Origin of the sequence: Streptomyces flavochromogenes (assembly GCF_000717595.1) — a bacterium.
Taxonomy (GTDB): domain Bacteria; phylum Actinomycetota; class Actinomycetes; order Streptomycetales; family Streptomycetaceae; genus Streptomyces; species Streptomyces flavochromogenes.
The window spans coordinates 12,188-35,124 of sequence record NZ_JNZO01000007.1 but is presented as its reverse complement, the minus strand read 5'-3'; the positions used below and the strand labels follow the sequence as shown (position 1 = coordinate 35,124).

Below are 22,937 nucleotides of genomic sequence, written 5' to 3'. Positions count from 1 at the left end.
CCTAGGGTGCGGGGGTGCCTACGCGAACCCTCCTGACCAGCGCGTCTCTCGCCGACGCGGCTCTGCTCACCCACACGGAGCAGGGCCGTGAGTGGCCTCTGCTGGTGTGGGCTCCGGGGCCGGGCGTCCGTATGGTGTCGAGCGCGGTGCTCGGCGGTGGCATCGGCGAGCGGGAGTGGGTGATCAACGCACAGGTACCCCCCGGCTACGACCGGCTCGATCCCGTCGCCCACCTCAGCGACCTGGCCGCCGGGGCGGGGCTCACCGGCGCGGGCGTGGGCCTGATGACGGCCGCCTCGGTCGCGGGCCGCCGCCACGCCGAGGACGGCGGTGTGCGAGCGGTGGTCACCGCGGGGATAGGGGTACGGGGCTGGGCGGCGGCTCCGGGCGTCGGTGGCGTCACGATCCCCCACCCCGGCACGATCAACATCATCGTGTCGCTGCCGGTCCCCCTCACGGACGCCGCCCTGGTGAACGCGGTGGCCACGGCCACCGAGGCGAAGGTGCAGGCCCTGGTGGAACTCGGCGCGGACGCCTCGGGCACACCGACCGACGCGGTCTGCGTGGCGGCCCCGACGCCCACCGGCCCGGGCGCCGGCGCCGGGACGGGCACCGGCGCCGGCACCGAACCCCAGCCCTTCGCCGGCCCGCGCTCCCTGTGGGGCGCCCGCCTGGCCCGCGCGGTTCACGGGGCGACGCGCGCGGCATGCGCCGGCCTGGTCACCCCCTAGCGTCCAGCCGGCTCGTGGCGTACGCCTCGATCGCGTCCCGCTGATACGCGGCCAGGCCCGGTGCGATCGCCTCGTACGCCGCGCGCCACCGCTCGTTCGCCACGCAGGAGCGGCCGATCGCGCGGAAGTCCTCGGCGGACACCTCACGGAGCTCGGTCAGCGCCTGGTACTGGGCCTCGATCTCGGCAACGACCGCGTCGGCGCCCACGGGCGTTCCGGCGACCATCAGCTCCGCGAGCCGGATCATCTGTGCCGTGCGCTCGCGGTGCCCCGCCTCGATCCGCTCCTCGCTCAGCGTCGAGCCGTGGCGCGAGACCGCGTCGGCGAGCTCGGGGAACTCCCGCAGGTTCTCCCCGTACTGGGAGGGCCGGACGCCTTCGAAGAGGTTCTCCGGTCGGTTGATTCCGCTCATGGCTCTGCCGTCCTTTCCGGACTGCTCCAGTTCGACGATCGTGCGGGAGACGGTGGCGGCCAGGGTGTCGAGCCGGTCCCGCTCGGCGAGCAGGCGGCGGCGGTGGCCCCGCAGGGCCTCCACCTCGTCGACCTGCTCGGCCAGGACCTCGCCGATCTCGGGCAGTCCGAGGCCCAGCGCCCGCAGCACGAGGATCTGCTGCAGTCGCAGCAGGTGGGTCTCCTCGTAGTAGCGGTGGCCGTTGGTGCCGATCCACGCCGGCGGCAGCAGTCCGATCTCGTCGTAGTGCCGTAGGGTCCGGGCCGTCACGCCCGACATCCGGGCGACCTCCGCGGTGGGCCAGGCCATCGCCGCCTCCCCTCACGAGTGCGTCACGGGCCGGTCGCTCCGGCCCTGCTCAGAACGGTAGGAGCTTCCGTTGCGGCAGCTTCAAGCCCCGGAACGAGCTTTCCCGCTCTCCGTCGCACCCGCACGCCGGCCGTGCCCCTCACCTGCTCGCGCCCCTCGCGCCCGCACTCGGTCGAGCCGGTCGTGGCCCCTCACCCGTGCGACAGCAGCGCCGCCGTGAGTTCGGCCGCCCGCCGGTGCCACAGATGGGCCCCGCGCAGCATCGCGTGACCGCCCGTCGGCATCGGGATGCCCGCCGCGTCCGCGCCCGCGGCGCGGGCCCTGCGGACGAAGTCCCAGGACGCGCGGGCCGAGGTGACGCGGTCGCTCTCGTCGTGGAGCAGGTAGAGGCGCCGGCCGCCCAGGTGGTCGACGGGCTCGTCGGTGGGGCACCAGGGCGCCAGGGCGACGACACCCCGGACGGCGGGGTCTGCCGCGGCGGCGAGTGCCGCGCGGCCGCCCATCGAGTGGCCGACGAGCACGACGGGGACGGGCCCGGTCTGTTCCCGGAGGCGTACGAGCGCGCTCGCGGCATCCCTGGCGGCGTCGGCGCTCTCCCCGTTCCAGCCCCGGTGGCGGTAGCACACCTCGGCGATCAGCACGTCCCGGCCCCGGACGGCCCGGCTCACGGCCGCGGCGAAGGGCCGCATGCGCAGGGCGGGCAGGTTGAGGGCGGGGGGCGGCTCGGGGCCGTCGGCGCGACCCCCGTGGAGCAGCAGCACGGCCGCGGTCGGCACGGCGGGCGCGCTGCGGACGACGAACCCGCCGGGATCCGCACGCCGGGTGGGGCACAGCGTCATCGGGCGCTCGCCCCGCTCCCGGGCCGGTGCGGTGGCCGGCGGGGCCGTCCGCTCGTGCGGACCGCCGGCTGTCCGGGCTGCTGCGCCATGGTGGGCCTCCAGGAGTCGCTTGCCGCTTCCCCAGTGGAGCGGTCCGCTCGCGACACGGGGGAGACGACCGTGAGGCCCGCAGTCTGCCAGGTCGCACGGTCCGTCAGATACGGACCCCGGAAGACGGGAGGGCGGCCCGGGAGTCACGGGGTGCCGGGTGCGACCGGTTCGTCGAGGTCCGCCCGGTCGAAGACGGCGGCCGTCCGCGCGGCGCCGAAGACGCAGGGCGCCCCGACCAATGAGAACTGTGAGGCGGCGAACGCTCCATCCTGTGAACGGGACACAGGTCACAGCCGTACCGTCAGGCCCACGGAATGGACCGAGAGGAAAGAGGGGCAGCACATGAGCGGAGTGGCACGCCGGACGGTCGTCGCGGCGGCGGGCGGCGCAGGCCTGGCAGCGGCAATCACCGCATGCGGGGGCGGCGGCACGAACGACAAGGGCACGGCGGCGGAGGGCGAGACGCTCGCGCGGACCGCGGACATCCCGGTGGGCGGCGGGAAGATCCTCGCCGACAAGGGCGTGGTGATCACCCAGCCGAAGGCCGGCGAGTTCAAGGCCTTCTCCTCGAAGTGCACCCACGCGGGCTGCGCCGTGAGCAGCATCAAGGACGGCGTCATCGTCTGCCCGTGCCACCAGAGCCACTTCGACGTGTCGGACGGCAGCGTGAAGTCCGGCCCGGCCGGCTCCCCCCTGCCGCCGACACCGATCCAGGTGGTCGGCGACGCGATCAGCCTCGGCTGACGAGGCCCCCGGCACTCCCGGCGTTCCCGGCACGTCCGGCGCCCGACGCGCTCCCCGCGGCTCCGGGCCGCGGGGGGAGCTTCCAGCAGCCGAGTATCTCGTCGGTCGTGGTGATGGTGGCGACGAGCGCGAGGGTGTGACGGATCATCGCGGGGGTGTAGTCGGCCGGCACCCCCGCGATGGCGTCCCCGGGCACGACCACGGTGTAGCCGAGGTTGACGGCGTCGAAGACGGCGTTGGGCACGGCCACGTTGGCGGAGACGCCGGTGACGATGAGGGTCCGGCAGCCGAGATTGCGGAGCAGCGGGTCGACATCGGTCCCGGCGAGCGGCGAGAGCCCGTGCAGCCGTCGGACGACGAGGTCCTCCTCGGCCACCTGGATCGGTTCGGCGATCCGTACGGCCGTGCTCCCGCTGTGCTGCTGCACGGGAAGCCGGGCGGCGGCCCGGAAGAGCCGGGCGTTGCTGTTGGCACCCCGCCCGTCGGGGCGCCGCTCGGCGACGGCGTGGATGACCTGGACGTCCGCCGCGTGCGCGGCGGCCACCAGCCGGGCGACATTCCGCAGGGCCCCCGACGCAAGCGCGACGGCGGCCAGTTCGGGCAGGGCGCTCTCCGGCCCGACCACTCCCTGCTGACACTCGACGGTGAGCAGCACGACCCCGCCGTCCGGCCGGATCCGCTCCCCGAGCCGCTCTCTCGCCCTCTGCTCCATGGCCTCTCCCCTTGCACGCGCGCGAATGACCCCCCATGCTTTCTGACGTCTCATCAGAAATCCAGAAGGGTGCGGACGATGACCGTCGCACAGCGCCGTGGACGCCGGATCATGATGACCCCGGCGGAGCTCGACTCCTTCCTCGCCGAACAGCGCACCTGCCGGGTCGCGACCGTCTCCGCCGACGGCCGCCCGCACGTGAGCGCACTCTGGTTCGCCTGGGACGGCTCCTCGCTCTGGCTGTACTCGCTGACGCGCAGCCGCCGTTGGGCGGAGCTGCGCGCCGACCCGAGGATCGCCGTCGTGGTGGACGACGGCGAGGACTACGGCGAACTGCGCGGCGTGGAGCTCTCGGGCACCGTCACCTTCATCGGCGAGGCCCCGCGTACGGGCGAGCCGTGCCCCGAACTCGACGTGCCCGAGCAGCTCTTCGCCGCCAAGAACTTCGGTCTGGACGCGATGCCGCACGACGGCAGGCACGCCTGGATGCGACTGACGCCGGATGCGATCGCGTCCTGGGACTTCCGCAAACTCGCGGGCCTCTGACAGGAGGCGGCGACGGGCGGCACGGGGTGGGGCGGGCTGCGGGAGGTGAAGGGCCAGGCGGCGAGAGGTGGGGTACGGCGAGTGCGCCCGGGGTCAGCTCCCCAACGGCTCGGCAGCCGCCCGCAGCGCGCCGACGACCGCCCGCACGGAGGGCCGGCGGCCCGCGTCGGCGCGCCAGGTCGCGTAGATGTGGCGCCGCACCTGCTGCCGTACGGGCACGAAGACGACCCCCTCCGGCACGGGCCGCCCGAGCCTGGGCGTGACGCACACGCCGAGTCCCGCCGCGACGAGCGCCAGCTGCGTGTGGTGCTCCCCCGCCAGGTGACCGATCCGCGGCTCGATGCCCTGCGAGCGCAGTGTGAACATCAGCCAGTCGTGGCAGAACTCGCCCTCGGGCCAGGAGACCCACTCCTCGTCGGCGAAGTCCACCAGGTCCGCCGCCTCGCGCCCGGCCAGCGGGTGCCCGGCGGGCAGGGCCACGTCGGCGGCGTCGTCCAGCAGATGGGCGCGCTCGAGGCCGCCGGGCACGGGCGCCCGCTTGTTGCTCCAGTCCAGGACGAGCGCGAGGTCCGCGTCGCCGCGCAGCACCGCGCGCACGCCGTTCTCCGGCTCCAGCTCCGTCGTACGGACCCGGAGCTCCGGGTGCCCCTCGCGCAGGGCGGCCAGCGCCGCCGGGAAGAGGCCGCGGGCGGCCGTCGGGAAGGCGGCGACCCGCACCTCGCCCACGACCTGGCCGCGCTGGGCCTCGATGTCGGCCTGCGCCATCTGGACCTGGGAGAGGATCCGGGCGGCGTGCTCGGCGAGCAGCTGTCCGGCGTCGGTGAGCCGCACCCCCCGGCCGTTCTTGGCGAGCAGCTGCTGCCCCACCTCGCGCTCCAGCTTGGACAGCTGCTGGGAGACGGCGGAGGTGGTGACGTGGAGTCCGTCGGCCGCGCCGCTGACCGAGCCGTGCCGGGCGACGGCGTCGAGGGTGCGCAGGCGCTCCAGATTCAACATGTAAGCGATACTAAGGGAAGGGGTCGAGGAATTCTCGCTTGTCCTAAGGGATCGGGGCGGTCACCCTGAGTGCATGAGCCCCGCCTGCTCGACTGGCGCGTCCGCTTCGGCGTACTGGCCCTGATCTGGGGTTTCAGCTTCGTCTTCATCAAGGTCGGTACGGAGGGCTTCGCGCCGTTCCAGGTGACCTTCGGGCGGCTCCTCTTCGGTACGGCGGTGCTCGCCGTCGCCCTGGTCGTGAAGCGCGACCGGCTGCCGCGCGGCGCCCGCGTCTGGGGCCATCTGACGGTCGCGGCCTTCCTGCTCAACGCGCTGCCGTTCTCCCTCTTCGCCTACGCCGAACTGACCATCCCGTCGACGCTCGCGGGCATCTGCAACGCGACGACCCCGCTGTGGGGCATGCTGCTCTCCCTCGTGGCGCTCTCCGAGGACCGCCCGACCCGGGTCCGCGCGGCGGGCCTGGGTATCGGCTTCATGGGCGTGCTCACGGTCCTCGGCGCGTGGCAGGGCTTCTCGGGCGTCGACGTGACGGGCACGGCCCTGGCCCTCCTGGCCTCGTTCAGCTACGCGGTCGGCTGGATCTACGTCCGCAGGACACTGAGCGGCACGGGCGCCTCGAACCTCTCGCTCGCGGGCTCGCAGGTCGGCCTCGCGACCCTGCAACTGGCGGTCGTCACCCCGCTGTTCACCTCGTTCCCGAAGTCGGTGGAGATACTCCCGCTGCTCGCCGTGATCGCCCTCGGCGCGCTCGGCACGGGGTACGCGATGCTGCTCCAGTACGGGGTCGTCGCGGAGGTCGGCCCGACGACGGCCGCGATGGTCACCTACTTCATCCCGGTCATCGCGACGGCGGCGGGAGTAGCGCTCCTGGACGAACGGCTCACGTGGAACACCCCGGTCGGCGCCCTGATCGTCCTGGCAGGCGCGGCCCTCACCCAAACCCGCCCGACCCCCGCGTCGAAGCCCCCCACCACCCCCGTCGCGGGCAACATCCCCCCAGCGGACGCCGCCACCCTCGTCGCGGCGGAACGGGTGGGCACAACGGACGGCGCCTCCTGCCGCGCCTAGGCTTCCGCGCCTGCACCCGCACCCGGTGCATGGCGCACCGGCGGTGCGGGTCCGGGCACGAGGGGCGGGTGACGGAGGTGGTACGGCAGTGCGCGCGGGCGAAGCCGTACCCCGCGCACGCAGCGGCGCCGGCAGCCCCGCACCGCCCCCACCCTCACCCATAGCTCCGCGCCACCACCGGCCCCACCACGCCCGCCACCGCGTCGGCCAGAGCCTCGACGTCCCCCGCCCCAAGCCCCGACACGGTGAGCCGCACGGCCGGCCCCGCCTCCATCCGGAACCGCGCCCCCGGCGCCACCACCCACCCCGCGGCCACGAGACCCGCCACCGCCCCGGTCTCGTCGGGCACCGGCACCCACACGTTCATGCCACTGCGCCCGTGGGCCTCGACGCCCCGCCGGGCCAGGGCCCGGACGAGTCCGTCGCGCCGCTTCCCGTACGAGCGCGCGACCACCGCCGGGTCCACCGCTTCCGTGACCCAGAGGTGCGCGACGGCCTGCTGGAGGAGCCGGCTGACCCAGCCGGGCCCGAGCCGCTGCCGGCCGAGCACCCGGTCGACGGTCTCCGCGTCGCCGGTGAACGCCGCGATCCTCAGGTCGGGGCCGTAGGCCTTGGCGACCGACCGGATCAGCACCCAGTGGTCGGTGCCCCCGGCCAGTGGGTGGAGCGGCTGCGCGACGATCCCGTGCCCGTGGTCGTCCTCGATGAGCAGCACACCGGGGTGCCCGGCGAGCACGCGCCGCAACTCCCCCGCGCGGGCCTCGGTCACACACGCACCGGTCGGGTTCTGCGCCCGGTCCGTCACGATCACCGCCCGCACACCGTCCTTCCTGATCGCACGCTCGACCGCCTCCGGCAGGGGCCCCTCGTCGTCGACGGCGATCGGCACGGGCCGCAGGCCGAGCGCGGGAACCAGGTCGAGCAGGCTGCCCCAGCCCGGGTCCTCGACGGCGACGGCGTCGCCGGGCCTGAGGTGCACGGCGAGCACGCGCTCGACCGCGTCGAGGGACCCGGACGTGACGCCGATGGGCCCGTCCGGCACCCCGTCCGCGTCGAAGGCGGCGCGCGCGAGGCGCCCGAACTCCTCGTCGACGGGAGCCTCCCCGTACATGCCGGGCCGTTCGGCGTACCGCCGGGCGACCGCGGCGAAGGCCTCGCCGAGAGGAGGCAGCAGGACGGGGTCGGGGTTGCCCTTGCCTACGTCCCGGACCCCGGCGGGGGCCTCCACCCGGATCGAGCCGCGCGCGGTCGTGGCGGGTCGCGGGCGCACCCTGCTGCCGCGCCGCCCGTCGGTCTCGATGACCCCACGCTCACGCAGGATGCGGTAGGCGGCGGCGACGGTGTTCGGGTTCACGCCGAGCACACCGGCCAACTCCCGCATGGGCGGCAGGAGTCGGCCCGGTTCGAGAGCTCCGAGCCCCACTCCCCGTTCCACGCTCGCGGCGATGTCCGATGCGCGACGACCTTCGATCCGATACTCTCCTAGCACAAACACAAGTATGCACTAGTGCAATGGAGACCGCAATGAGCACCGCCGCCGACACGGCCGCCGACAGGACCTCCCCCGAGGCCTCCGAGACCGCTGCCGTCGCCGACACGTACACGCCGACCGACCGGACCGTCCCCACCCGCTCCCGCGTTCGCGCGTCGTACGACAAGGCCCTGGTCCACTCGATACTCGACGAGGCGTACGTCTGCCACCTCGGATTCGTCCGTGACGGCGCGCCGGTCGTGCTCCCCACGCTCTTCGGCCGCGTCGGCGACCGCCTCTACGTGCACGGCTCGACCGGCTCGCGGCCGCTGCGCGCGGCCGGCGACGGCGTGGCGGCCCCCGGTCTGCCCGTCTGCCTGACCGTGACCCACGTCGACGGCCTCGTCCTCGCCCGCTCCGCCTTCCACCACTCCCTCAACTACCGCTCGGTCGTGGTTCTCGGCACCGCCCACCAGGTCACCGACCCCGAGGAGCTGCGCATCGCCCTCGACGCCCTGGTCGACCAGGTCGTCCCCGGCCGCTCCGCCGACTCCCGCCCCGCGAACGCCAAGGAGCTCGCCGCCACGGCCGTGATCCGCCTGGACCTGAACGAGGTCTCGGCGAAGGTCCGCACCGGCGGCCCCAACGACGACGCGGAGGACCTCGACCTCCCCCACTGGTCCGGCGTGGTCCCGGTGCGGGGCGGCTACGGCACACCGGTCCCGGCCGACGACCTCGACCCGGCCGTCGCCCTGCCCGACTATCTGGCCGCGCTCTAGAGAAACCGCGAACGCGGAACCCACGAACGACGACGAAGGGACCGACGAACGATGCCGAGGACGGACGGACCATGCTGATCCACCCCTGGGACGCCCCCCACGACGAAGGCGAGTGGCGCGACTGGCTCTCACGGCACGACTTCGGCCAGCTCGCCGTCAACGGCCTGCCCGGAGACCCGCCGTGGGTGCAGCCGACGCACTTCCGGTACGAGGCCGAGCCCGGCCCGTACGGCCGGGTGCTGACCCATCTGGCCCGCCCGAACCCGCTGTGGCGCGCCCTGCAGGCGAACCCGACGGTGCTCCTCAGCGTGGTCGACGACTACGTCTTCGTGCCGGGCACGTGGACGGTCCCGGAGGGCACGCCGACCGCGCACGGCACGCCCACCTCCTATTACGCCTCCGTCCAGCTGCGCTGCACCGCGCACGTGGTCGACGATCCGGCGGAGAAGGCGGAGCTGCTCAACCGCCAGGTCGCCCACTTCCAGCCGGACGGCGGCACGGCTCCCGCCGTCCCCGGCGAGGCACCGTTCGGCCGTCTGCTCTCCGGAATCCGGGTGCTGCGCCTGGAGGTGACCGAGGTGCGGGCCAAGTTCAAGTACGCGGGGAACAAGCCGCGGGAGGTCCAGGACCAGGTCATGGAGCGGCTGGCCGAGCGCGACGGCCCCCGCGACCGGGCGGCACGCGGCCACCAACTGCGCCGCCGCGTCACCGGCTGACAGCGGTGGGGGCCGGAGCCCCCACCTCAGGTGAAGGCCCGCCCCATCGGCCCGCGCCCCACCCCAGCCCGCCCCCCACGTCCGCCTACACCGCCAGGGCCTCCCGCCTCCGTTCCGCCGACGCCGTCCGTGCCTCGGCGAACGCCAGGCCCGTAACGGCGGCGAGCAGCAGCAGCGTGCCGAGCACGATGGCGGTGGTGAGCCGCTCACCGAGCAGCGAGACGGCGATCACGGCCGCGCTCACCGGCTCCAGGAGCATGATCACGGAGACGGTGGCCGCCCGGACGACCGCGGCCCCGGCGAAGTAGAGCGCGTAGGCGAGCGCTGTCGGCACGGCGGCGACGTAGACGAGCAGGAGCAGCACGCTCACCGGCGCGTCCGTGTGCGGTACGACCCCCTCCGCGAGCGCCGCGGGCAGCAGCCCGACCGCCCCGATCGCGAAGGCCCAGGTCGTGGTGGACAGCGCGTCCGTGCGGCCGCCGTCTCGGCCGAGGTAGCGCGTGAGCAGGGTGATCGCCGCGTACCCGGCGGCCGAGACGACCGCGAGGACGACACCCAGCGGCCGGACCTCCGCGGCTCCGCCGCCGAGGACGAGGACGACGAGCCCGGCGAGCGCCCCGGTGACGGCGGCGATGCCGCCGCGGCCGAGGCGTTCGCCCATGGTGAGCCGGGCGCCGACCGCGATGAGAACGGGTCCCGCGCCCAGTGTGACGACGGTGCCGACCGCCAGGCCGGTGGCCTCGACGGCGGCGAAGTAGGCGCTCTGGAACACGGTGAGCCCGACCCCCGTGCCGAGGATGCGGGCCGTCCGGCGGCCGCGCGATTCCACGGCGGCACGGGCGACGCGGCGCCGGGGACGCAGGGCGAGCGCCCCGAGCAGCAGGGCGAGACCGCCGACGCAGCGCCAGAAGGACAGGGCCAGCGGGCCCATGTCGCTGATGCGGAAGATCAGCGAGGCGGCGGCACCGGCCGTGCCCCAGGCGATCCCGGCGACGATCAGATAGAGCAGGCTCCGCCCGACGGACAGGGCGGATTCCGAAGAGTTCGACACGTGACTTCTCCGTGGAAGACGGGAGGGAAAGGTGGTCGCTCGGCTCCGCGCGCGGGCAGCGACGAACCGCTCGGGGGCGAGTGGTCGCCCGGCCGAGCCCGGTCTTCGTCGAGGAGAGTCTCCGCGCGCGCTAGGCGGCGGGAGGCGGAAGCACGGTCGAATGCATGATCGGCACCTTAGGCCCCGGTCCGCCGGGCGGACAACTCGGTATCGCGGTCGGTCACACCGGCCGCGTCCGTCACGCTGCCCGCGTCCGTCACATCAACCGCGTCCGTCCCACCGGCCGCCTCCGCCACGCCGGCGTCCAGCACCGACCCCGCCACGGGTCCCGCCGCAGGCGCCTTCGGCGTCGACGACTGGGCGATGAAGGCTCCGACCAGGACCACCGCGCCGCCGATGATCTGCGGCGCGTCGAGGTACTGCCCGAGCAGCACCCAGGCGAGCACGGTCGCGATGACGGCCTCGAGACAGGCCACGACACCCGCCACCTGCGGCGAGAGCCGGCGCACCGAGACGACGCCGGTGACGTACGCGAGGACCGTGGCGATCAGCACGATCCAGCCGAGCAGCAGCCACGCGGGCACGGGGGTGCCGTCCATGTCGGCGCTGCCGCCGAGCAGTGCCCAGTCCATGCCCCACGGGCGGGCGACGACGGTGAGGACGAGCGCGCCGATGAGCAGCCCGTACGCGATGACGCCGATCGGGTCGGCCTGTTCCGCCTCGCCGGAGCCCTGGTCGGAGAGGACGAAGTAGCCGACCTGGCAGCAGGCCGCGGCGAGCGCCAGGAGGAGCCCGACGAGGTCGAAGCCGAGCCCGGACCAGACCTGGACCACGCAGGCGAGACCGCCGACGGCCAGGACGACGCCGAGGGCGGCGGCGCGGGTGACGGGGCGGCGCTGGACGAAGCGGACCCAGCCGAGGACCAGGGCCGGGGCGAGGTATTCGATGAGCAGCGCGACGCCGACGGGGATACGGGAGATCGAGGCGAAGTAGAAGGCCTGGACGCCTGCGACGGCGAGCAGCCCGAAGCCCACGAGGAGAGCGGGTTTGCGGCGCAGGAGGTCGCGGTGGCGCCAGGCCACCGGGAGCATGACGAGTGCGGCGCCGGCGACCCGGAGCCACACCACATGGAGCGGGTCGAGTCCCGCCTCGATGAGCGGCTTGGCCGCCACTCCTGAACCACCGAATGCGAAGGCCGAGGCCAGGGCTAGTCCCAGGCCGGCGCTTCTCCCCTGAGACGCGTGCATCGGGCCATGATGACAGGACGCGGTCAGGGGCGTAACCCCCGTTACACCTGTTGAGACGGCTCACCGCCACGCCACGGAACGGATCCTTCCGCCAGGGCGGCCGTACCGTCGTCGGCACCGGCCCCGGCCGGGGCGTCGGCACGGGCGCTCAGCGTGGCCGGATCGACCCCGGCGCGGCGCAGCACCTCGGCGGCCCGGCTCGCCGGATCGGCGGCGACGACGGCGAGGAGGTCGAGGCCGCGCGCCCGGGTGTCCCCGCGTCCGGCGGCCCGCCGGAAGGCCTCCTCGAGGGCCACGGTCGCGGCCGGCGACCAGCCGGAGGCCCGGCTGTCCTGCCCCTGCCCCTCGGCGCCGCGCTTGGCGGGGAGGAGGCGACCGGCCCCCGACTCCTCCACCGAGCGCTGCCAGCGCAGCCCGTATCCGATGGAGCGCTGCACGAGGTAGCCCAGGACGCGGGCGAGCCGCTGACCGCCCTCGAAGGCGGCGCCGACCTCGGGGTCGGACTCGATGAGCGAGTGGAGGAGGTGGGCGGTGTCGATCTGCCGGTCGCCGTCCCTGAGGGCTCTGCGGCGTGCGCCCGTCACGACCGTCATGAGGGACGGCGTCAGAAAGGGCGCGAGTTCCGCGCGCGGGGCGGCGGGCTGCCGGAGCGACTGCTGGGGAATCGGGACGGGACGGTGCACCCTCTCACCTCATCAGGCTCGGGCCGCCGGGGCATCGCCGGGGAGAAGCATGTCCGCATCCCACCGGAGTTGGGCACGCGCGCACGGTTCCTCCTCCTTACGGATGAGATCGCGCGCGTTGCCCTCCCAGGGCGCGCGCCGCCTTGCTTTGCGCCCCCGACGCAACCACAGGCCCCGCCCCCTACGTCTTCCGGTCGTGTTCTGGATGGTGGCTCTGCTCGCGCGCGACGGGCGGCAGTACGTCTACCGGGTGTACGCGCCCCGGGAGGCACTGCCGGCCGATCTGTTCTGGGCGGCCTTCCACTGCCACGAGGAGGACGGGGCGCCCCGCGCCTCCGACAGCTTCGACGCGTCCGAGATCTGGTGGATCGGTGACGGGGCGGGGCCGCCAGCCGCAGAACTGACGGTTCATCAGTATTGAATGTTCACGGCCGCCCGGCTACGTTCCGCGACACCGGAACCCAGCAGGCACGCGTGAAGGGGTGGTCTCATGGCCGAAGTCAGCGCGGAGGCACGGATCGAGGCACCGGCAGGGAAGGTCTGGGCGCAGCTCGTGGACTTCCCCTCGTACGGCGAGTGGAACGCCACCCACACCGACTTCCCGAACGGCGGCCCGGCATCCCTTGAGGCGGGTGCCACCTTCACGGAGAACATGAAGCTGATGGGCTTCCCCGCCGAGGTGCTCTGGACGGTCGAGGAGCTTGAGGCCGAGCGCGCCTTCGCCATCAAGGGCAAGGGCCCGATGGGCGTGCTCGTCACCACCCGCTATTCGCTGGCGGCGGACGGGGACGCCACGACCGTACGGATCGACGGCGAGTTCACCGGCGCGGCGGTCTCCCTGATGGCGGGCAAGCTCAAGGACTCGGCGACGGCGGCCCTGACCGAGTCGCTGCGCAAGCTCTCGGGCCTGGTGGCCTGACCCGGACGGACGACCCGACGGCCTGATCCAGGCGGGCGAAAGGGCCCCGTGGCGACTGCCACGGGGCCCTTTCACCCGTTCCCCGCCCTTCACGGGCACGGGCTCAGTGCTCGTCGGCCAGGATCAGGTACAGCTTCTTGCGGGCCTCGTTGATCACGCCGACAGCCTTCTTCCGCTGCTCGGCGCTGCCGGCCTTCCAGACCTGCCCGAACGCCTCCATCAGACCGAAGCCGGCCTGCCGGATCTCGTTCATGGCCTCCCAGTCGACGCCGCGTCCGGCGTCCTCCCACGGCGCGTCGGGGCCTCCCTCGGCCTCGGCCCGTCCGGTGTCGGTGAGCGTGAACAGCTTCTTGCCGCCCTCGCTCGCGCTGGTGATCAGGCCCTCGTCCTCCAGCATCTGAAGGGTGGGGTAGACCGAGCCGGGACTGGGCCGCCAGGCCCCGTCGCTGCGCTCGCCGATCTCCCTGATCATCTCGTAGCCGTGCATCGGGCGGTCCTTGAGGAGCGCCAGGATCGAGGCACGCACGTCGCCGCGCCGTGCCCGTCCCCGGCCGCCCCCATGGCCGCGTCCGCCGCCGAAGGGGCCGCCACCACCGAAGCCCGGCCCGAAGGGTCCGAACGCCGCGCGCCGTCCCTCGAAGTCACCGCGAGGCCCGGGGCCGCAGCCTCCACGGCCGGCTCCGTGCCCGTTTCCGTACTCGTGTCCATGTGAACGCATCGCAACGCTCCTTCCATCGGGTTTCATTCTTTGAACTGTCGCGATGCCTCAACGATATATCGGAACTGTTCGGCGAGCAAGCATGCCGACTGAACCTCCGCCGACCCGGGGGCCGACCTGCCACTGACCTGCGCGCCAGGATGGTGAAGGGTGGGGGCCATGCCTGAAGATCATGAGAAGTGCGACCGTTTCATCGCCGCCCTGACGCCCCTCTGCCCGCCGCCCGGCACCGTCCGGACCGTGCGGTGGGCCGCCGCCGAGGAGGCACTGGGCACCGCCCTGCCGACCGACTACAAGCGGCTCGTCGAGACCTACGGGGGCGGGGTCTTCGCGGGGACGATCTGGCTGCTGGAACCGGACTGCCCGGATCCGATGTACGACCTGGTCGCCCAGACCGCAGAGCGCGACGAGATCCTCGCCGACCTCTGGGCGGCCGGCGAGAAGAAGCCGGGGGAGATCGAGGAGGGCGGCGTCAGGCTGGTGCCCTGGGGGTACGTGGAGGGCGCGGGGCACTTCCTGTACTGGCTGGTGCGGCCGGGCGCCGAGCCGGAGGAGTGGACGATCGTGCTCAACGAGGGCCGCGGCCCCCTCTGGGAGGCCCATCCCGCCTCGTGCAGTCAGTTCCTCCTCGACGTGGTGGCCGGCACGTCGACCTCGTACTACTTCGCCGACATCGACGACATGGTCGACCCCGAGGACAGGTATCGCTTCATGCCCACCTCCCGGTTCCCCGCCTGACGGACGCGGGACCGGCGCACGTCATCCGCCCGCATCACCGGCCCCGCGCCGAGGGAGTGCCGGTGCGCGCCCACTCGGTCCAGTTCTCCGCGATTGGCCTTGGCCCGCCCGATTCCGCCCCCGGTACGGTCGGCGCCATGAGGATCCGAATCGTCGATGCCTTCACCGACCAGCCCTTCTCGGGCAACCCGGCCGGAGTCCTGCTCCTGGACTCCTTCCCGGACGACGCCTGGCTCCAGCGGGTCGCCGCGGAGGTCAACCTCTCCGAGACGGCCTTCGCCCACCCGCTGCCCGCCGGCGGCGAGGCCGACTGGGCCCTGCGCTGGTTCACCCCCACCACCGAGGTCGACATGTGCGGCCACGCCACGCTGGCCACGGCCCACGTCCTGCACTCCACCGGTACGGCGAGCGGCCCCGTCCGCTTCGCGGCCCGCTGCGGCGTCCTCGGCGCCACCGCCGAGGCCGACGGCACGATCACGATGGACTTCCCGACCTCCTCCCTCACCCCGGCCCCCGTCCCCGACGGGCTGGAGAAGGCGCTCGGCGCCGAGGTCGTCGCCGTCCACGACACGGCCGACCACATCGGCGACCTCGTCGTCGAACTGCGCGACGAGCCCACGGTGCGCGCGCTCGCACCGGACCACGCCGCCCTGAAGGCCCTCTCGAACCGCGGCATCATCGCCACCGCCGCCGCCCAGAACCCGGACGGCGGATACGACTTCGTCTCCCGCGGCTTCTTCCCCGCCGTCGGCATCGACGAAGACCCGGTGACGGGCAGCGCCCACACCGCGCTCGCCCCCTACTGGTCGGCCCGGTTCGGCCGCGACGACCTGGTCGGCCTGCAGGGCGGCGCACGCACGGGCATCGTCCGAACGCGGCTGCGCGGCGACCGCACCCTCCTGAACGGTCACGCGGTCACGGTCATCGAGGGCGACCTGCACGCCTGACTCCACCGCCGCGGAACGAACAAGGGGGTGCGGAGAACCCGTACCCCCTCTGTTCACCCCCACCGAGGCCAGGGCCTCACACGGTGGGCAGCCACCCCACCTTGCCCGCGAGCAGCCCGTATCCGACGAAGGCCACGATGTCGAGCAGCGCGTGCGCCACGACCAGCGGACCGACCCGCCCCCAGCGCCGGTACAGCAGGACGAAGACCACACCCATCACCACATTGCCGACGAAACCGCCGACCCCCTGGTAGAGGTGGTACGAGCCGCGCAGCACCGAGCTCGCCACCAGGGCGGCCATCGGCGTCCACCCCAACTGCCCGAGCCTGCGCAGCAGATACCCGACGACGATGACCTCCTCCAGAACGGAGTTCTGGATCGCCGAGAGGATCAGCACCGGGTACTTCCACCACACCTCGGGCAGCGACTCGGGCACCACGGTGAGGTTGAAGCCGGTCGCCCGCGCCGCCAGGTAGAAGGCGAGCCCCGCGCTGCCGATGCCCGCCGCGACCAGCGTCCCGCGCCCGAGGTCGGTCCAGGGCCGGGTCCGGTCGAAACCGATGGCCTTGAGCCCCGAGCCCTCACGCAGCAGCAGATGGGCGACGAGCAGGACCGGCACGAGGGCAGAGGCGATGCCGAAGAGCTGCCAGGACAGGTCGAGCCAGGGCCGCCCCGGCGCGTACGAGCCGTTGAGCGTGGCCGCCTGCTCCTTGAGCGCCCCGGACTTGGTGAGCGAGCCGATGAAGCTGATGAGGGACGACAGGGCGCTCGCCCCGAGGGAGAGCGCGAGGACGATCAGCGTCTCGTTGCGCAGCACCCGGCGCGACAGCCCGTCGGGAGGCAGGGAAGCGTCACTCACTCGTTGGTCCGACACCACACCTGTCTCCACTTCCCGGTCGCGGACGGACGCCGTTCCGGCGGCATCCCGATCACTGTGCCATGATCGGCCACCGCCCCCGCCCGCGACCCCGGGAGCGCCGCGTTCAGTCGATCCCGACCGGCCAGGTGTGCACCGGCTCCCCCGCGTGCATGAGGCTCCGGTAGCGGCGGGTGGTCGCCGCGAGCGCCGCCTCGCGGTCGAGACCCGCCTCCAGCGCCTTGTGGAAGGTGTCGGCCTGCCAGGAGGCGCCGTTCATCCGCCGCAGACAGCGCTGTTCGATCACGCCGAGGTAGAAGTCCCGGTCGGCGGGTTCGATGTGCCAGGCGTCGAGCCCGGCCGCGGCGAGCGGCAGCAGCTCGTCGAGGACGAGCCGTACCGCGGGCACGGTCGCGATGCCGCCGGCCCGGCCGGAGCGGGGCCAGCGCAGCTCCGCCTCGATGCCGTGCCGGCAGGCGGTGTCGAAGTTGGCCTCCGCGTCCTCGAAGGCCATCCGCTTCCAGACGGGCCGGGGATCGTCCGCGAGGGAACGGACGAGCCCGTAGTAGAAGGCCGCGTTGGCGATGACGTCGGTGACGGTCGGCCCGGCCGGCAGGACCCGGTTCTCGACGCGCAGATGCGGGACGCCGTCGACCCAGCCGTACACGGGCCGGTTCCAGCGGTAGACCGTGCCGTTGTGCAGGACGAGCTCCTGGAGGCGCGGCACCCCGCCCTGGTCCAGGACGAGGAGCGGGTCCTCCTCGTCGCAGATCGGCAGCAGCGCGGGGAAGTAGCGCAGGTTCTCCTCGAAGAGGTCGTACACCGAGTCCACCCACCGCTCCCCGAACCAGGTGCGCGGCCGGACGCCCTGGGCCTGGAGTTCGGGCGGCCGGGTGTCGGTGGCCTGCGTGAAGAGCGGCGGCCGGGACTCGCGCCACAGTTCACGGCCGAAGACGAAGGGGGCGTTGGCGCCGAGCGCGATCTGGACCCCCGAGACCGCCTGCGCCGCGTTCCACACGGCGGCGAAGCGGGCCGGCGTGACCTGGAGATGGAGCTGGACCGAGGTGCAGGCCGCCTCCGGGACGATCGACTCCGAGGTGCAGAGCAGCCGTTCCACCCCGTGGATGTCGAGCGTGAAGTCCTCGCCCCTGGCGGCGAGGATCTGGTCGTTGAGGAGCGTGTAGCGGTCCGCGGAGGAGAGGTTCTCGGGAACCAGGTCGTCCTGGGTCAGGGTCGGCAGTATGCCGATCATGACGACGCCCGCGTCGAGTTCCGCCGCCTTGCGGTCCGCGTATCCGATTCCGGTGCCGATCTCCTCCGCGAGCCGGTCGAATACGCGCCCGTCGAGCTGATGGGGCGCGATGTTCACTTCGAGGTTGAACATTCCGAGTTCCGTCTGGAAATCGGAGCTGGCGATCTTCTCGAGAACCGGCCCGTTCAGCATGCGGGGCAGTCCGTCGGCACCGGCCAGATTGAGTTCGATCTCCACGCCCATGAGATTGCGGGGACGGTCGAACCTCTTCTCCGCCAGAAGCCTCGCGAGCCCCGCGAGACACTGCTGGAGCTTTCTCCGGTACTGCTGCCGGTCGGACGGGCCGAACCCGTCGGCCACGACCTTCTCCCCCATCGAAGCGTCCCTCCGCGAGTGGGCGGCCGCCAGGACGGCCGCGCGTCACGGACGATGATGCCCACCCCGCTGATCCACAACGCCTGCGAACGAGAGCCGTCGGAGGATAGGCTGGATGCTGCGCTCCACCGTCACATCCCGAAGGCACGGAACAATCGACATATACCAATGTCCTATTGTCCCGGGACCGGAGGCATGAATTCAGCCGTCCGGCTCCGCGCGGAATACGCAGGTGAGAGCACCACCACCCCTGGAATCCGCTTCTACGACCCTTGATTTACGGCCTGATGACGCCTTGTCAGGAATATCGGCGACGTCTAGCGGAAACACTCCGTGAACACGTGTCGTATAAACTCCGCGGACGAGGCAGAGTGTTGGCGCCCGGTCATGACCTCATGGCCCTCCTCTGGCCCCGCCGCCGACAGCGCCGTCGTACCTGCCCACGCATCACCGTGTCTCCTGAGTGAGAGGCGACCCACCATGCTCCGACCCTCCCCGGCCCCTGCGCCGGCCCTCCGCAGTGTCCTCGCGGCCCTCGGCTCACCGACCGCCGTCCGCGAGGCGCGAACTCCCGCCCTGCGGGCCGCGCAGGGACCACTGAGCCCCGAACTCCCCCTGCCCGTCCACGTCCTCGGCGTCGCCGGGACGCCCGGACAGGCCCCCCGCACCCGACTCGTCGGCTGGCGCTTCCTGATCAGGAACGGGGGCCGGGCCATCGCCGCCGCGGACACCATGCTGACCCCGGACGGCTGGTCCTTCTCGCACTTCTTCGAGGGGCCCTACGTCACCGCGACGGAGCAGGCACTGCTCCAGGCCGAGGCGCTGCCCGGTCCGTACCAGCCGCGGCTGCTCTCCGTACCGGAGCTCTACATGCTGACCCTCTGGCTTCACGCCGAGCCGGAGGCGGACGGTGCCGGCACCACCCTGGCCGCGGCAGACCTGATGGTGCCGCTCGCGCCCGCCCCGCCGGGAATCGCGGCCCACCGCCCGTACCAGGTCGCCGACCTCCTGCCCGTGCTCAGTACGCGCCTCGCGCCGCCGCCCCTCCTGGGCTCGGCGGCGCCCGCCTGATCCACCGCACGAGCGTCGCCGCCCCGTGACCCGCCCGGGTCACGGGGCGCACTGCTGTCCGAGAACCCGGCCCGAACGCACCGCCCGAACACCCCTCCCGGACGGACTAGCCCACTGGGACCACTTCGAACCACCCAAAGAGACGGTGCAGTTGACCTGAACCGCCCCTGCGGGTGATGCGTCTTCCCAGGAAAGGACGAGCTGCCGCGAAATCCCTGCGGAAGACCGTCCATGGGGCAAGACTGGGATCGGAACCGAACCGACCGACGGGGGCGGCGATGAGCGCGAAGAGCCGCAGGACATCCACTACGACGCAGCGAAAGAACCCACCCATGTGCCAGCACCAGCCTGCCTGTCCCACCGCCGACTCAGCCGACCGCGAGGCGGCCCGACTGACGGCACACCACCCGGAGCAGGGCTGGAGCCTGCTGTGCAACGGCGTCCTGCTCTTCGAGGACACCGGCGAACTCCTGCCGGACGGGCAGATCATCGCCCCGCACCGGCCGTTGTCGGCGGGTCAGGTGACGACCGCCGCCTGACGGCACGCGCAACGCCCGAGGGCCGGCCCGGAGACATCCTCCGAACCGGCCCTCGATTTCACGCTCGACCGTCGTACGCGGCCGACGTCACGCTCAGTTGTCGTACTCGTCCAGCGGCGGGCAGGAGCAGACCAGGTTCCGGTCGCCGAAGGCACCGTCGATGCGTCGCACCGGCGGCCAGTACTTGTCGGCGGCCGAGACACCGGCCGGGAAGACGGCCTCGTCCCGCGTGTACGCGTGGTTCCACTCGCCGCCCAGCGCGGCCGCGGTGTGCGGGGCGTTGCGCAGCGGGTTGTCCTCGGCGGGCCACTGGCCCGAGGAGACCTTCTCGATCTCGGCCCGGATCGCGATCATCGTGTCGCAGAAGCGGTCGAGCTCGGCCAGGTCCTCGGACTCGGTGGGCTCGATCATCAGCGTGCCGGCCACCGGGAACGACATCGTCGGCGCGTGGAAGCCGTAGTCGATCAGGCGCTTCGCGATGTCGTCGACCGTGACGCCCGTCGCCTTGGACAGCGGGCGCAGGTCCACGATGCACTCGTGGGCGACCAGACCGGCCGGGCCGGTGTAGAGCACCGGGAAGTGCGGCTCGAGGCGCTTGGCGATGTAGTTCGCCGCGAGGACGGCGACCTGGGTGGCGCGCTTGAGGCCCTCGCCGCCCATGAGGCGCACGTACGACCACGAGATCGGCAGGATGCCCGCGGAGCCCCACGGGGCGGCCGAGATCGGGCCCACGCCGGTCTCCGGGCCCGCGGCGGGCTGGAGCGGGTGGTTCGGCAGGTACGGGGCGAGGTGCGCGCGCACACCGACCGGGCCGACACCCGGGCCGCCACCGCCGTGCGGGATGCAGAAGGTCTTGTGCAGGTTCAGGTGCGAGACGTCGCCACCGAAGTGCCCCGGCTTGGCGAGACCGACGAGCGCGTTGAGGTTGGCACCGTCGACGTACACCTGGCCGCCGGCCTCGTGGACCTCGGCGCAGATGTCGGCGACGTGCTCCTCGAAGACGCCGTGCGTCGACGGGTAGGTGATCATCAGCACGGACAGCTCGTCGCGGTACTGCTCGATCTTGGCGCGCAGGTCCGCGACGTCGACCTCGCCGTCGTCCGCGGTCTTGACGACGACGACCTTCATGCCGGCCATCACCGCGGAGGCGGCGTTGGTGCCGTGCGCGGAGGACGGGATGAGGCAGACGGTGCGCTGCTCGTCACCGTTGGCGCGGTGGTACGCGCGGACGGCGAGGAGACCGGCCAGCTCGCCCTGCGAACCGGCGTTCGGCTGGATCGACACCTTGTCGTAGCCGGTGACCTCGGCGAGACGCTCCTCCAGCTCGGTGATGAGCGTGAGGTAGCCCTGCGCCTGCTCGACCGGGGCGAAGGGGTGCATCTGGCCGAACTCGGGCCAGGTCACCGACTCCATCTCGGTCGTCGCGTTCAGCTTCATCGTGCAGGAGCCGAGCGGGATCATGCCGCGGTCGAGCGCGTAGTCGCGGTCGGCGAGCTTGCGCAGGTAGCGCAGCATCGAGGTCTCGGAGCGGTGCGCGTGGAAGACCGGGTGGGTCATGTACGCGTCGGAGCGCAGCAGCCCGGTGGGCAGCGTGTCCTCGGCGGTGGCGTCCAGGGCCTCGACGTCGGCGGTCACACCGAAGGCACCCCACACGGCGGCGAGCTGGGCGCGCCCGGTGGTCTCGTCGCACGACATGGACACGTGGTCCGCGTCGACGCGGTAGAGGTTCACACCGGCCTCGCGGGCGGCGGCCACGACCTCGTCGGCCTTGCCGGGCACACGGGCGGTGAGGGTGTCGAAGAAGGCACCCTGGGTGAGCTCCACGCTCCCGGCGGTGAGGCCGGCGGCCAGGATCGCGGCGTACCGGTGGGTACGGCGCGCGATGCCCTGGAGGCCCTCGGGACCGTGGTAGACGGCGTACATGCCGGCCATCACGGCGAGCAGCACCTGAGCGGTACAGATGTTGCTGGTGGCCTTCTCGCGGCGGATGTGCTGCTCGCGGGTCTGCAGGGCCAGGCGGTACGCGCGGTTCCCGTCGGCGTCGACGGAGACACCCACGAGACGGCCGGGCAGGGAACGGGCGTGCTTGTCCTGGACGGCCATGTAACCGGCGTGGGGACCGCCGAAGCCCATGGGAACGCCGAAGCGCTGCGTCGTACCGACGGCGATGTCGGCCCCGAGCTCACCGGGCGAGGTGAGCAGGGTGAGCGCGAGCAGGTCGGCGGCGACGGTGACGATCGCACCGAGCTCGTGAGCGGCGTCGATCAGCGGCTTGATGTCCCGCACGGCACCGGAGGCACCGGGGTACTGGAGGAGCACACCGAAGACACCACGCTCGGCGACCTCGGCGGGAATCCCCTCGCTCAGGTCGGCGACGACGACCTCGACACCGGTCGGCTCGGCGCGGGTCTCGATGACGGCGATCGTCTGCGGCAGGGCGTCGGCGTCGACGAGGAAGACACCGTTCTTGACCTTGCCGACGCGCCGGGCGAGCGACATGGCCTCGGCGGCGGCGGTGCCCTCGTCGAGCAGCGAGGCGCCGGAGGTGGGCAGCCCGGTCAGGTCGGCGACGACCGTCTGGAAGTTCAGCAGGGCCTCGAGGCGTCCCTGCGAGATCTCCGGCTGGTACGGCGTGTACGCCGTGTACCAGGCGGGGTTCTCCATCACGTTCCGGAGGATCACCGGCGGCGTGAAGGTCCCGTAGTAGCCGAGACCGATCATGGGCGCGAGGACCTGGTTGCGGTCGGCGAGGGTGCGCAGCTCGGCCAGCACCTCGGCCTCCGTGCGCGCGGCCGGCAGGCTCAGCGCCTCGGTGTTCTTGATGACGTCCGGCACCGCGGCGGCCGTGAGCTCGTCGAGGGAGCCGTAACCGACCTGGGCGAGCATCTTGGCGCGCGCCTCGGCGTCGGGCCCGATGTGCCGCTGCTCGAACGGGATGCCCTGTTCGAGTTCGGAGAGCGGAATGCGGTTGGCGGTCATGTACGGAGGCCTCCTGGTCGTCACGACCTGCGAGGGGCACCACGGCGCGGGTACCCGGACGGCCTCCCCCTCTGTCATCTCAACCTGAGAGTTTCACCGGCACGCCTCAC

The 22,937-nt window shown here is 72.8% G+C and carries 24 protein-coding genes; 12 read left to right on the top strand and 12 right to left on the bottom strand.

Features of this window, described 5'->3' with window-relative positions; all coding sequences use genetic code 11:
* Positions 1-14: 14 nt before the first annotated feature.
* The gene (locus IF00_RS41050) at positions 15-731 is read left to right on the top strand and encodes an adenosylcobinamide amidohydrolase (protein ID WP_030316513.1); all 717 of its coding nucleotides are present in this window, start codon (positions 15-17) and stop codon (positions 729-731) included.
* Here the strand turns inward: IF00_RS41050 and IF00_RS0110045 are convergent.
* Together IF00_RS0110045 and IF00_RS0110040 are read right to left on the bottom strand one after the other, a co-directional pair.
* A complete protein-coding gene (locus tag IF00_RS0110045; RefSeq protein WP_030316511.1) occupies positions 721-1,491 on the bottom strand; it encodes a MerR family transcriptional regulator in 771 nt (256 codons plus the stop codon). The genes IF00_RS41050 and IF00_RS0110045 overlap by 11 nt on opposite strands.
* A 191-nt stretch (positions 1,492-1,682) precedes the next feature.
* On the bottom strand, positions 1,683-2,330 hold the full coding sequence (locus IF00_RS0110040) for an alpha/beta fold hydrolase (protein WP_078944605.1): 648 nt from the start codon (positions 2,328-2,330) through the stop codon (positions 1,683-1,685).
* A 432-nt stretch (positions 2,331-2,762) separates the two neighbouring features.
* On the opposite strand from IF00_RS0110040, the gene IF00_RS0110030 reads away from it, so the two are divergent.
* A complete protein-coding gene (locus IF00_RS0110030) occupies positions 2,763-3,164 on the top strand; it encodes a Rieske (2Fe-2S) protein (protein WP_030316509.1) in 402 nt (133 codons plus the stop codon).
* Here IF00_RS0110030 and IF00_RS0110025 read toward each other — a convergent pair.
* A complete protein-coding gene (locus IF00_RS0110025; RefSeq protein ID WP_051820036.1) occupies positions 3,151-3,876 on the bottom strand; it encodes a cysteine hydrolase family protein in 726 nt (241 codons plus the stop codon). The genes IF00_RS0110030 and IF00_RS0110025 overlap by 14 nt on opposite strands.
* Before the next feature lie 78 nt (positions 3,877-3,954).
* Between IF00_RS0110025 and IF00_RS0110020 the strand changes: the two genes are divergently transcribed.
* Complete coding sequence (locus IF00_RS0110020; protein WP_030316507.1) at positions 3,955-4,422, top strand: pyridoxamine 5'-phosphate oxidase family protein; 468 nt, start codon at positions 3,955-3,957, stop codon at positions 4,420-4,422.
* A gap of 93 nt (positions 4,423-4,515) precedes the next feature.
* Here the strand turns inward: IF00_RS0110020 and IF00_RS0110015 are convergent, their stop codons facing one another.
* Positions 4,516-5,418 carry a LysR family transcriptional regulator gene (locus IF00_RS0110015; RefSeq protein ID WP_030316506.1) on the bottom strand — a complete coding sequence of 301 codons (903 nt, stop codon included), beginning with the start codon at positions 5,416-5,418 and terminating at the stop codon, positions 4,516-4,518.
* Between the two features lie 69 nt (positions 5,419-5,487).
* Here IF00_RS0110015 and IF00_RS0110010 point away from each other — a divergent pair, with 69 nt between their 5' ends.
* On the top strand, positions 5,488-6,486 hold the full coding sequence (locus tag IF00_RS0110010; RefSeq protein WP_030316504.1) for a DMT family transporter: 999 nt from the start codon (positions 5,488-5,490) through the stop codon (positions 6,484-6,486).
* Between the two features lie 154 nt (positions 6,487-6,640).
* Here IF00_RS0110010 and IF00_RS0110005 read toward each other — a convergent pair whose 3' ends face one another.
* On the bottom strand, positions 6,641-7,975 hold the full coding sequence (locus IF00_RS0110005) for an aminotransferase class I/II-fold pyridoxal phosphate-dependent enzyme (RefSeq protein ID WP_078944604.1): 1,335 nt from the start codon (positions 7,973-7,975) through the stop codon (positions 6,641-6,643).
* A gap of 35 nt (positions 7,976-8,010) precedes the next feature.
* Here IF00_RS0110005 and IF00_RS0110000 point away from each other — a divergent pair, with 35 nt between their 5' ends.
* Positions 8,011-8,736 (top strand): pyridoxamine 5'-phosphate oxidase family protein, encoded by a 726-nt coding sequence (locus IF00_RS0110000; protein ID WP_051820034.1) that lies wholly within the window; start codon positions 8,011-8,013, stop codon positions 8,734-8,736.
* A gap of 71 nt (positions 8,737-8,807) precedes the next feature.
* The gene (locus IF00_RS0109995) at positions 8,808-9,452 is read left to right on the top strand and encodes an FMN-binding negative transcriptional regulator (protein ID WP_030316498.1); all 645 of its coding nucleotides are present in this window, start codon (positions 8,808-8,810) and stop codon (positions 9,450-9,452) included.
* An 85-nt stretch (positions 9,453-9,537) separates the two neighbouring features.
* Here IF00_RS0109995 and IF00_RS0109990 read toward each other — a convergent pair whose 3' ends face one another.
* The 3 genes from IF00_RS0109990 to IF00_RS0109980 form a co-directional block, all read right to left on the bottom strand.
* The gene (locus IF00_RS0109990) at positions 9,538-10,503 is read right to left on the bottom strand and encodes a DMT family transporter (protein WP_030316496.1); all 966 of its coding nucleotides are present in this window, start codon (positions 10,501-10,503) and stop codon (positions 9,538-9,540) included.
* Between the two features lie 176 nt (positions 10,504-10,679).
* On the bottom strand, positions 10,680-11,750 hold the full coding sequence (locus tag IF00_RS0109985; RefSeq protein ID WP_078944603.1) for an EamA family transporter: 1,071 nt from the start codon (positions 11,748-11,750) through the stop codon (positions 10,680-10,682).
* 41 nt (positions 11,751-11,791) lie between these two features.
* Positions 11,792-12,433 carry a Clp protease N-terminal domain-containing protein gene (locus tag IF00_RS0109980; RefSeq protein WP_030316492.1) on the bottom strand — a complete coding sequence of 214 codons (642 nt, stop codon included), beginning with the start codon at positions 12,431-12,433 and terminating at the stop codon, positions 11,792-11,794.
* A gap of 196 nt (positions 12,434-12,629) precedes the next feature.
* Between IF00_RS0109980 and IF00_RS0109975 the strand changes: the two genes are divergently transcribed.
* Together IF00_RS0109975 and IF00_RS0109970 are read left to right on the top strand one after the other, a co-directional pair.
* Complete coding sequence (locus IF00_RS0109975) at positions 12,630-12,854, top strand: hypothetical protein (protein WP_030316490.1); 225 nt, start codon at positions 12,630-12,632, stop codon at positions 12,852-12,854.
* Between the two features lie 69 nt (positions 12,855-12,923).
* Positions 12,924-13,352 (top strand): type II toxin-antitoxin system Rv0910 family toxin, encoded by a 429-nt coding sequence (locus IF00_RS0109970; RefSeq protein ID WP_030316487.1) that lies wholly within the window; start codon positions 12,924-12,926, stop codon positions 13,350-13,352.
* A 103-nt stretch (positions 13,353-13,455) separates the two neighbouring features.
* Here the strand turns inward: IF00_RS0109970 and IF00_RS0109965 are convergent, their stop codons facing one another.
* Positions 13,456-14,070, bottom strand: coding sequence for a helix-turn-helix transcriptional regulator (locus tag IF00_RS0109965; protein ID WP_078944602.1), 615 nt, complete (start codon positions 14,068-14,070; stop codon positions 13,456-13,458).
* Positions 14,071-14,229: 159 nt separating this feature from the next.
* On the opposite strand from IF00_RS0109965, the gene IF00_RS0109960 reads away from it, so the two are divergent.
* Both IF00_RS0109960 and IF00_RS0109955 read left to right on the top strand, forming a co-directional pair.
* A complete protein-coding gene (locus IF00_RS0109960; protein ID WP_051820032.1) occupies positions 14,230-14,808 on the top strand; it encodes an SMI1/KNR4 family protein in 579 nt (192 codons plus the stop codon).
* 137 nt (positions 14,809-14,945) lie between these two features.
* Complete coding sequence (locus IF00_RS0109955; protein WP_030316481.1) at positions 14,946-15,755, top strand: PhzF family phenazine biosynthesis protein; 810 nt, start codon at positions 14,946-14,948, stop codon at positions 15,753-15,755.
* Between the two features lie 76 nt (positions 15,756-15,831).
* On the opposite strand, the gene IF00_RS0109950 is transcribed toward IF00_RS0109955, so the two are convergent.
* Together IF00_RS0109950 and IF00_RS0109945 are read right to left on the bottom strand one after the other, a co-directional pair.
* Positions 15,832-16,614, bottom strand: a complete 783-nt coding sequence (locus IF00_RS0109950) for a CPBP family intramembrane glutamic endopeptidase (RefSeq protein ID WP_030316478.1) — start codon at positions 16,612-16,614, stop codon at positions 15,832-15,834.
* A 124-nt stretch (positions 16,615-16,738) separates the two neighbouring features.
* Positions 16,739-18,238, bottom strand: a complete 1,500-nt coding sequence (locus IF00_RS0109945) for a glutamate-cysteine ligase family protein (protein WP_030316476.1) — start codon at positions 18,236-18,238, stop codon at positions 16,739-16,741.
* 480 nt (positions 18,239-18,718) lie between these two features.
* Between IF00_RS0109945 and IF00_RS0109940 the strand changes: the two genes are divergently transcribed.
* Entirely contained in the window at positions 18,719-19,309 is a 591-nt protein-coding gene (locus tag IF00_RS0109940) for a hypothetical protein (RefSeq protein WP_030316474.1), read from the top strand.
* Positions 19,310-19,641: 332 nt separating this feature from the next.
* Entirely contained in the window at positions 19,642-19,848 is a 207-nt protein-coding gene (locus IF00_RS0109935) for a DUF5999 family protein (protein WP_030316472.1), read from the top strand.
* 93 nt (positions 19,849-19,941) lie between these two features.
* Here IF00_RS0109935 and gcvP read toward each other — a convergent pair whose 3' ends face one another.
* A complete protein-coding gene (gcvP, locus tag IF00_RS0109930) occupies positions 19,942-22,827 on the bottom strand; it encodes an aminomethyl-transferring glycine dehydrogenase (RefSeq protein ID WP_030316470.1) in 2,886 nt (961 codons plus the stop codon).
* Positions 22,828-22,937 lie beyond the last annotated feature (110 nt).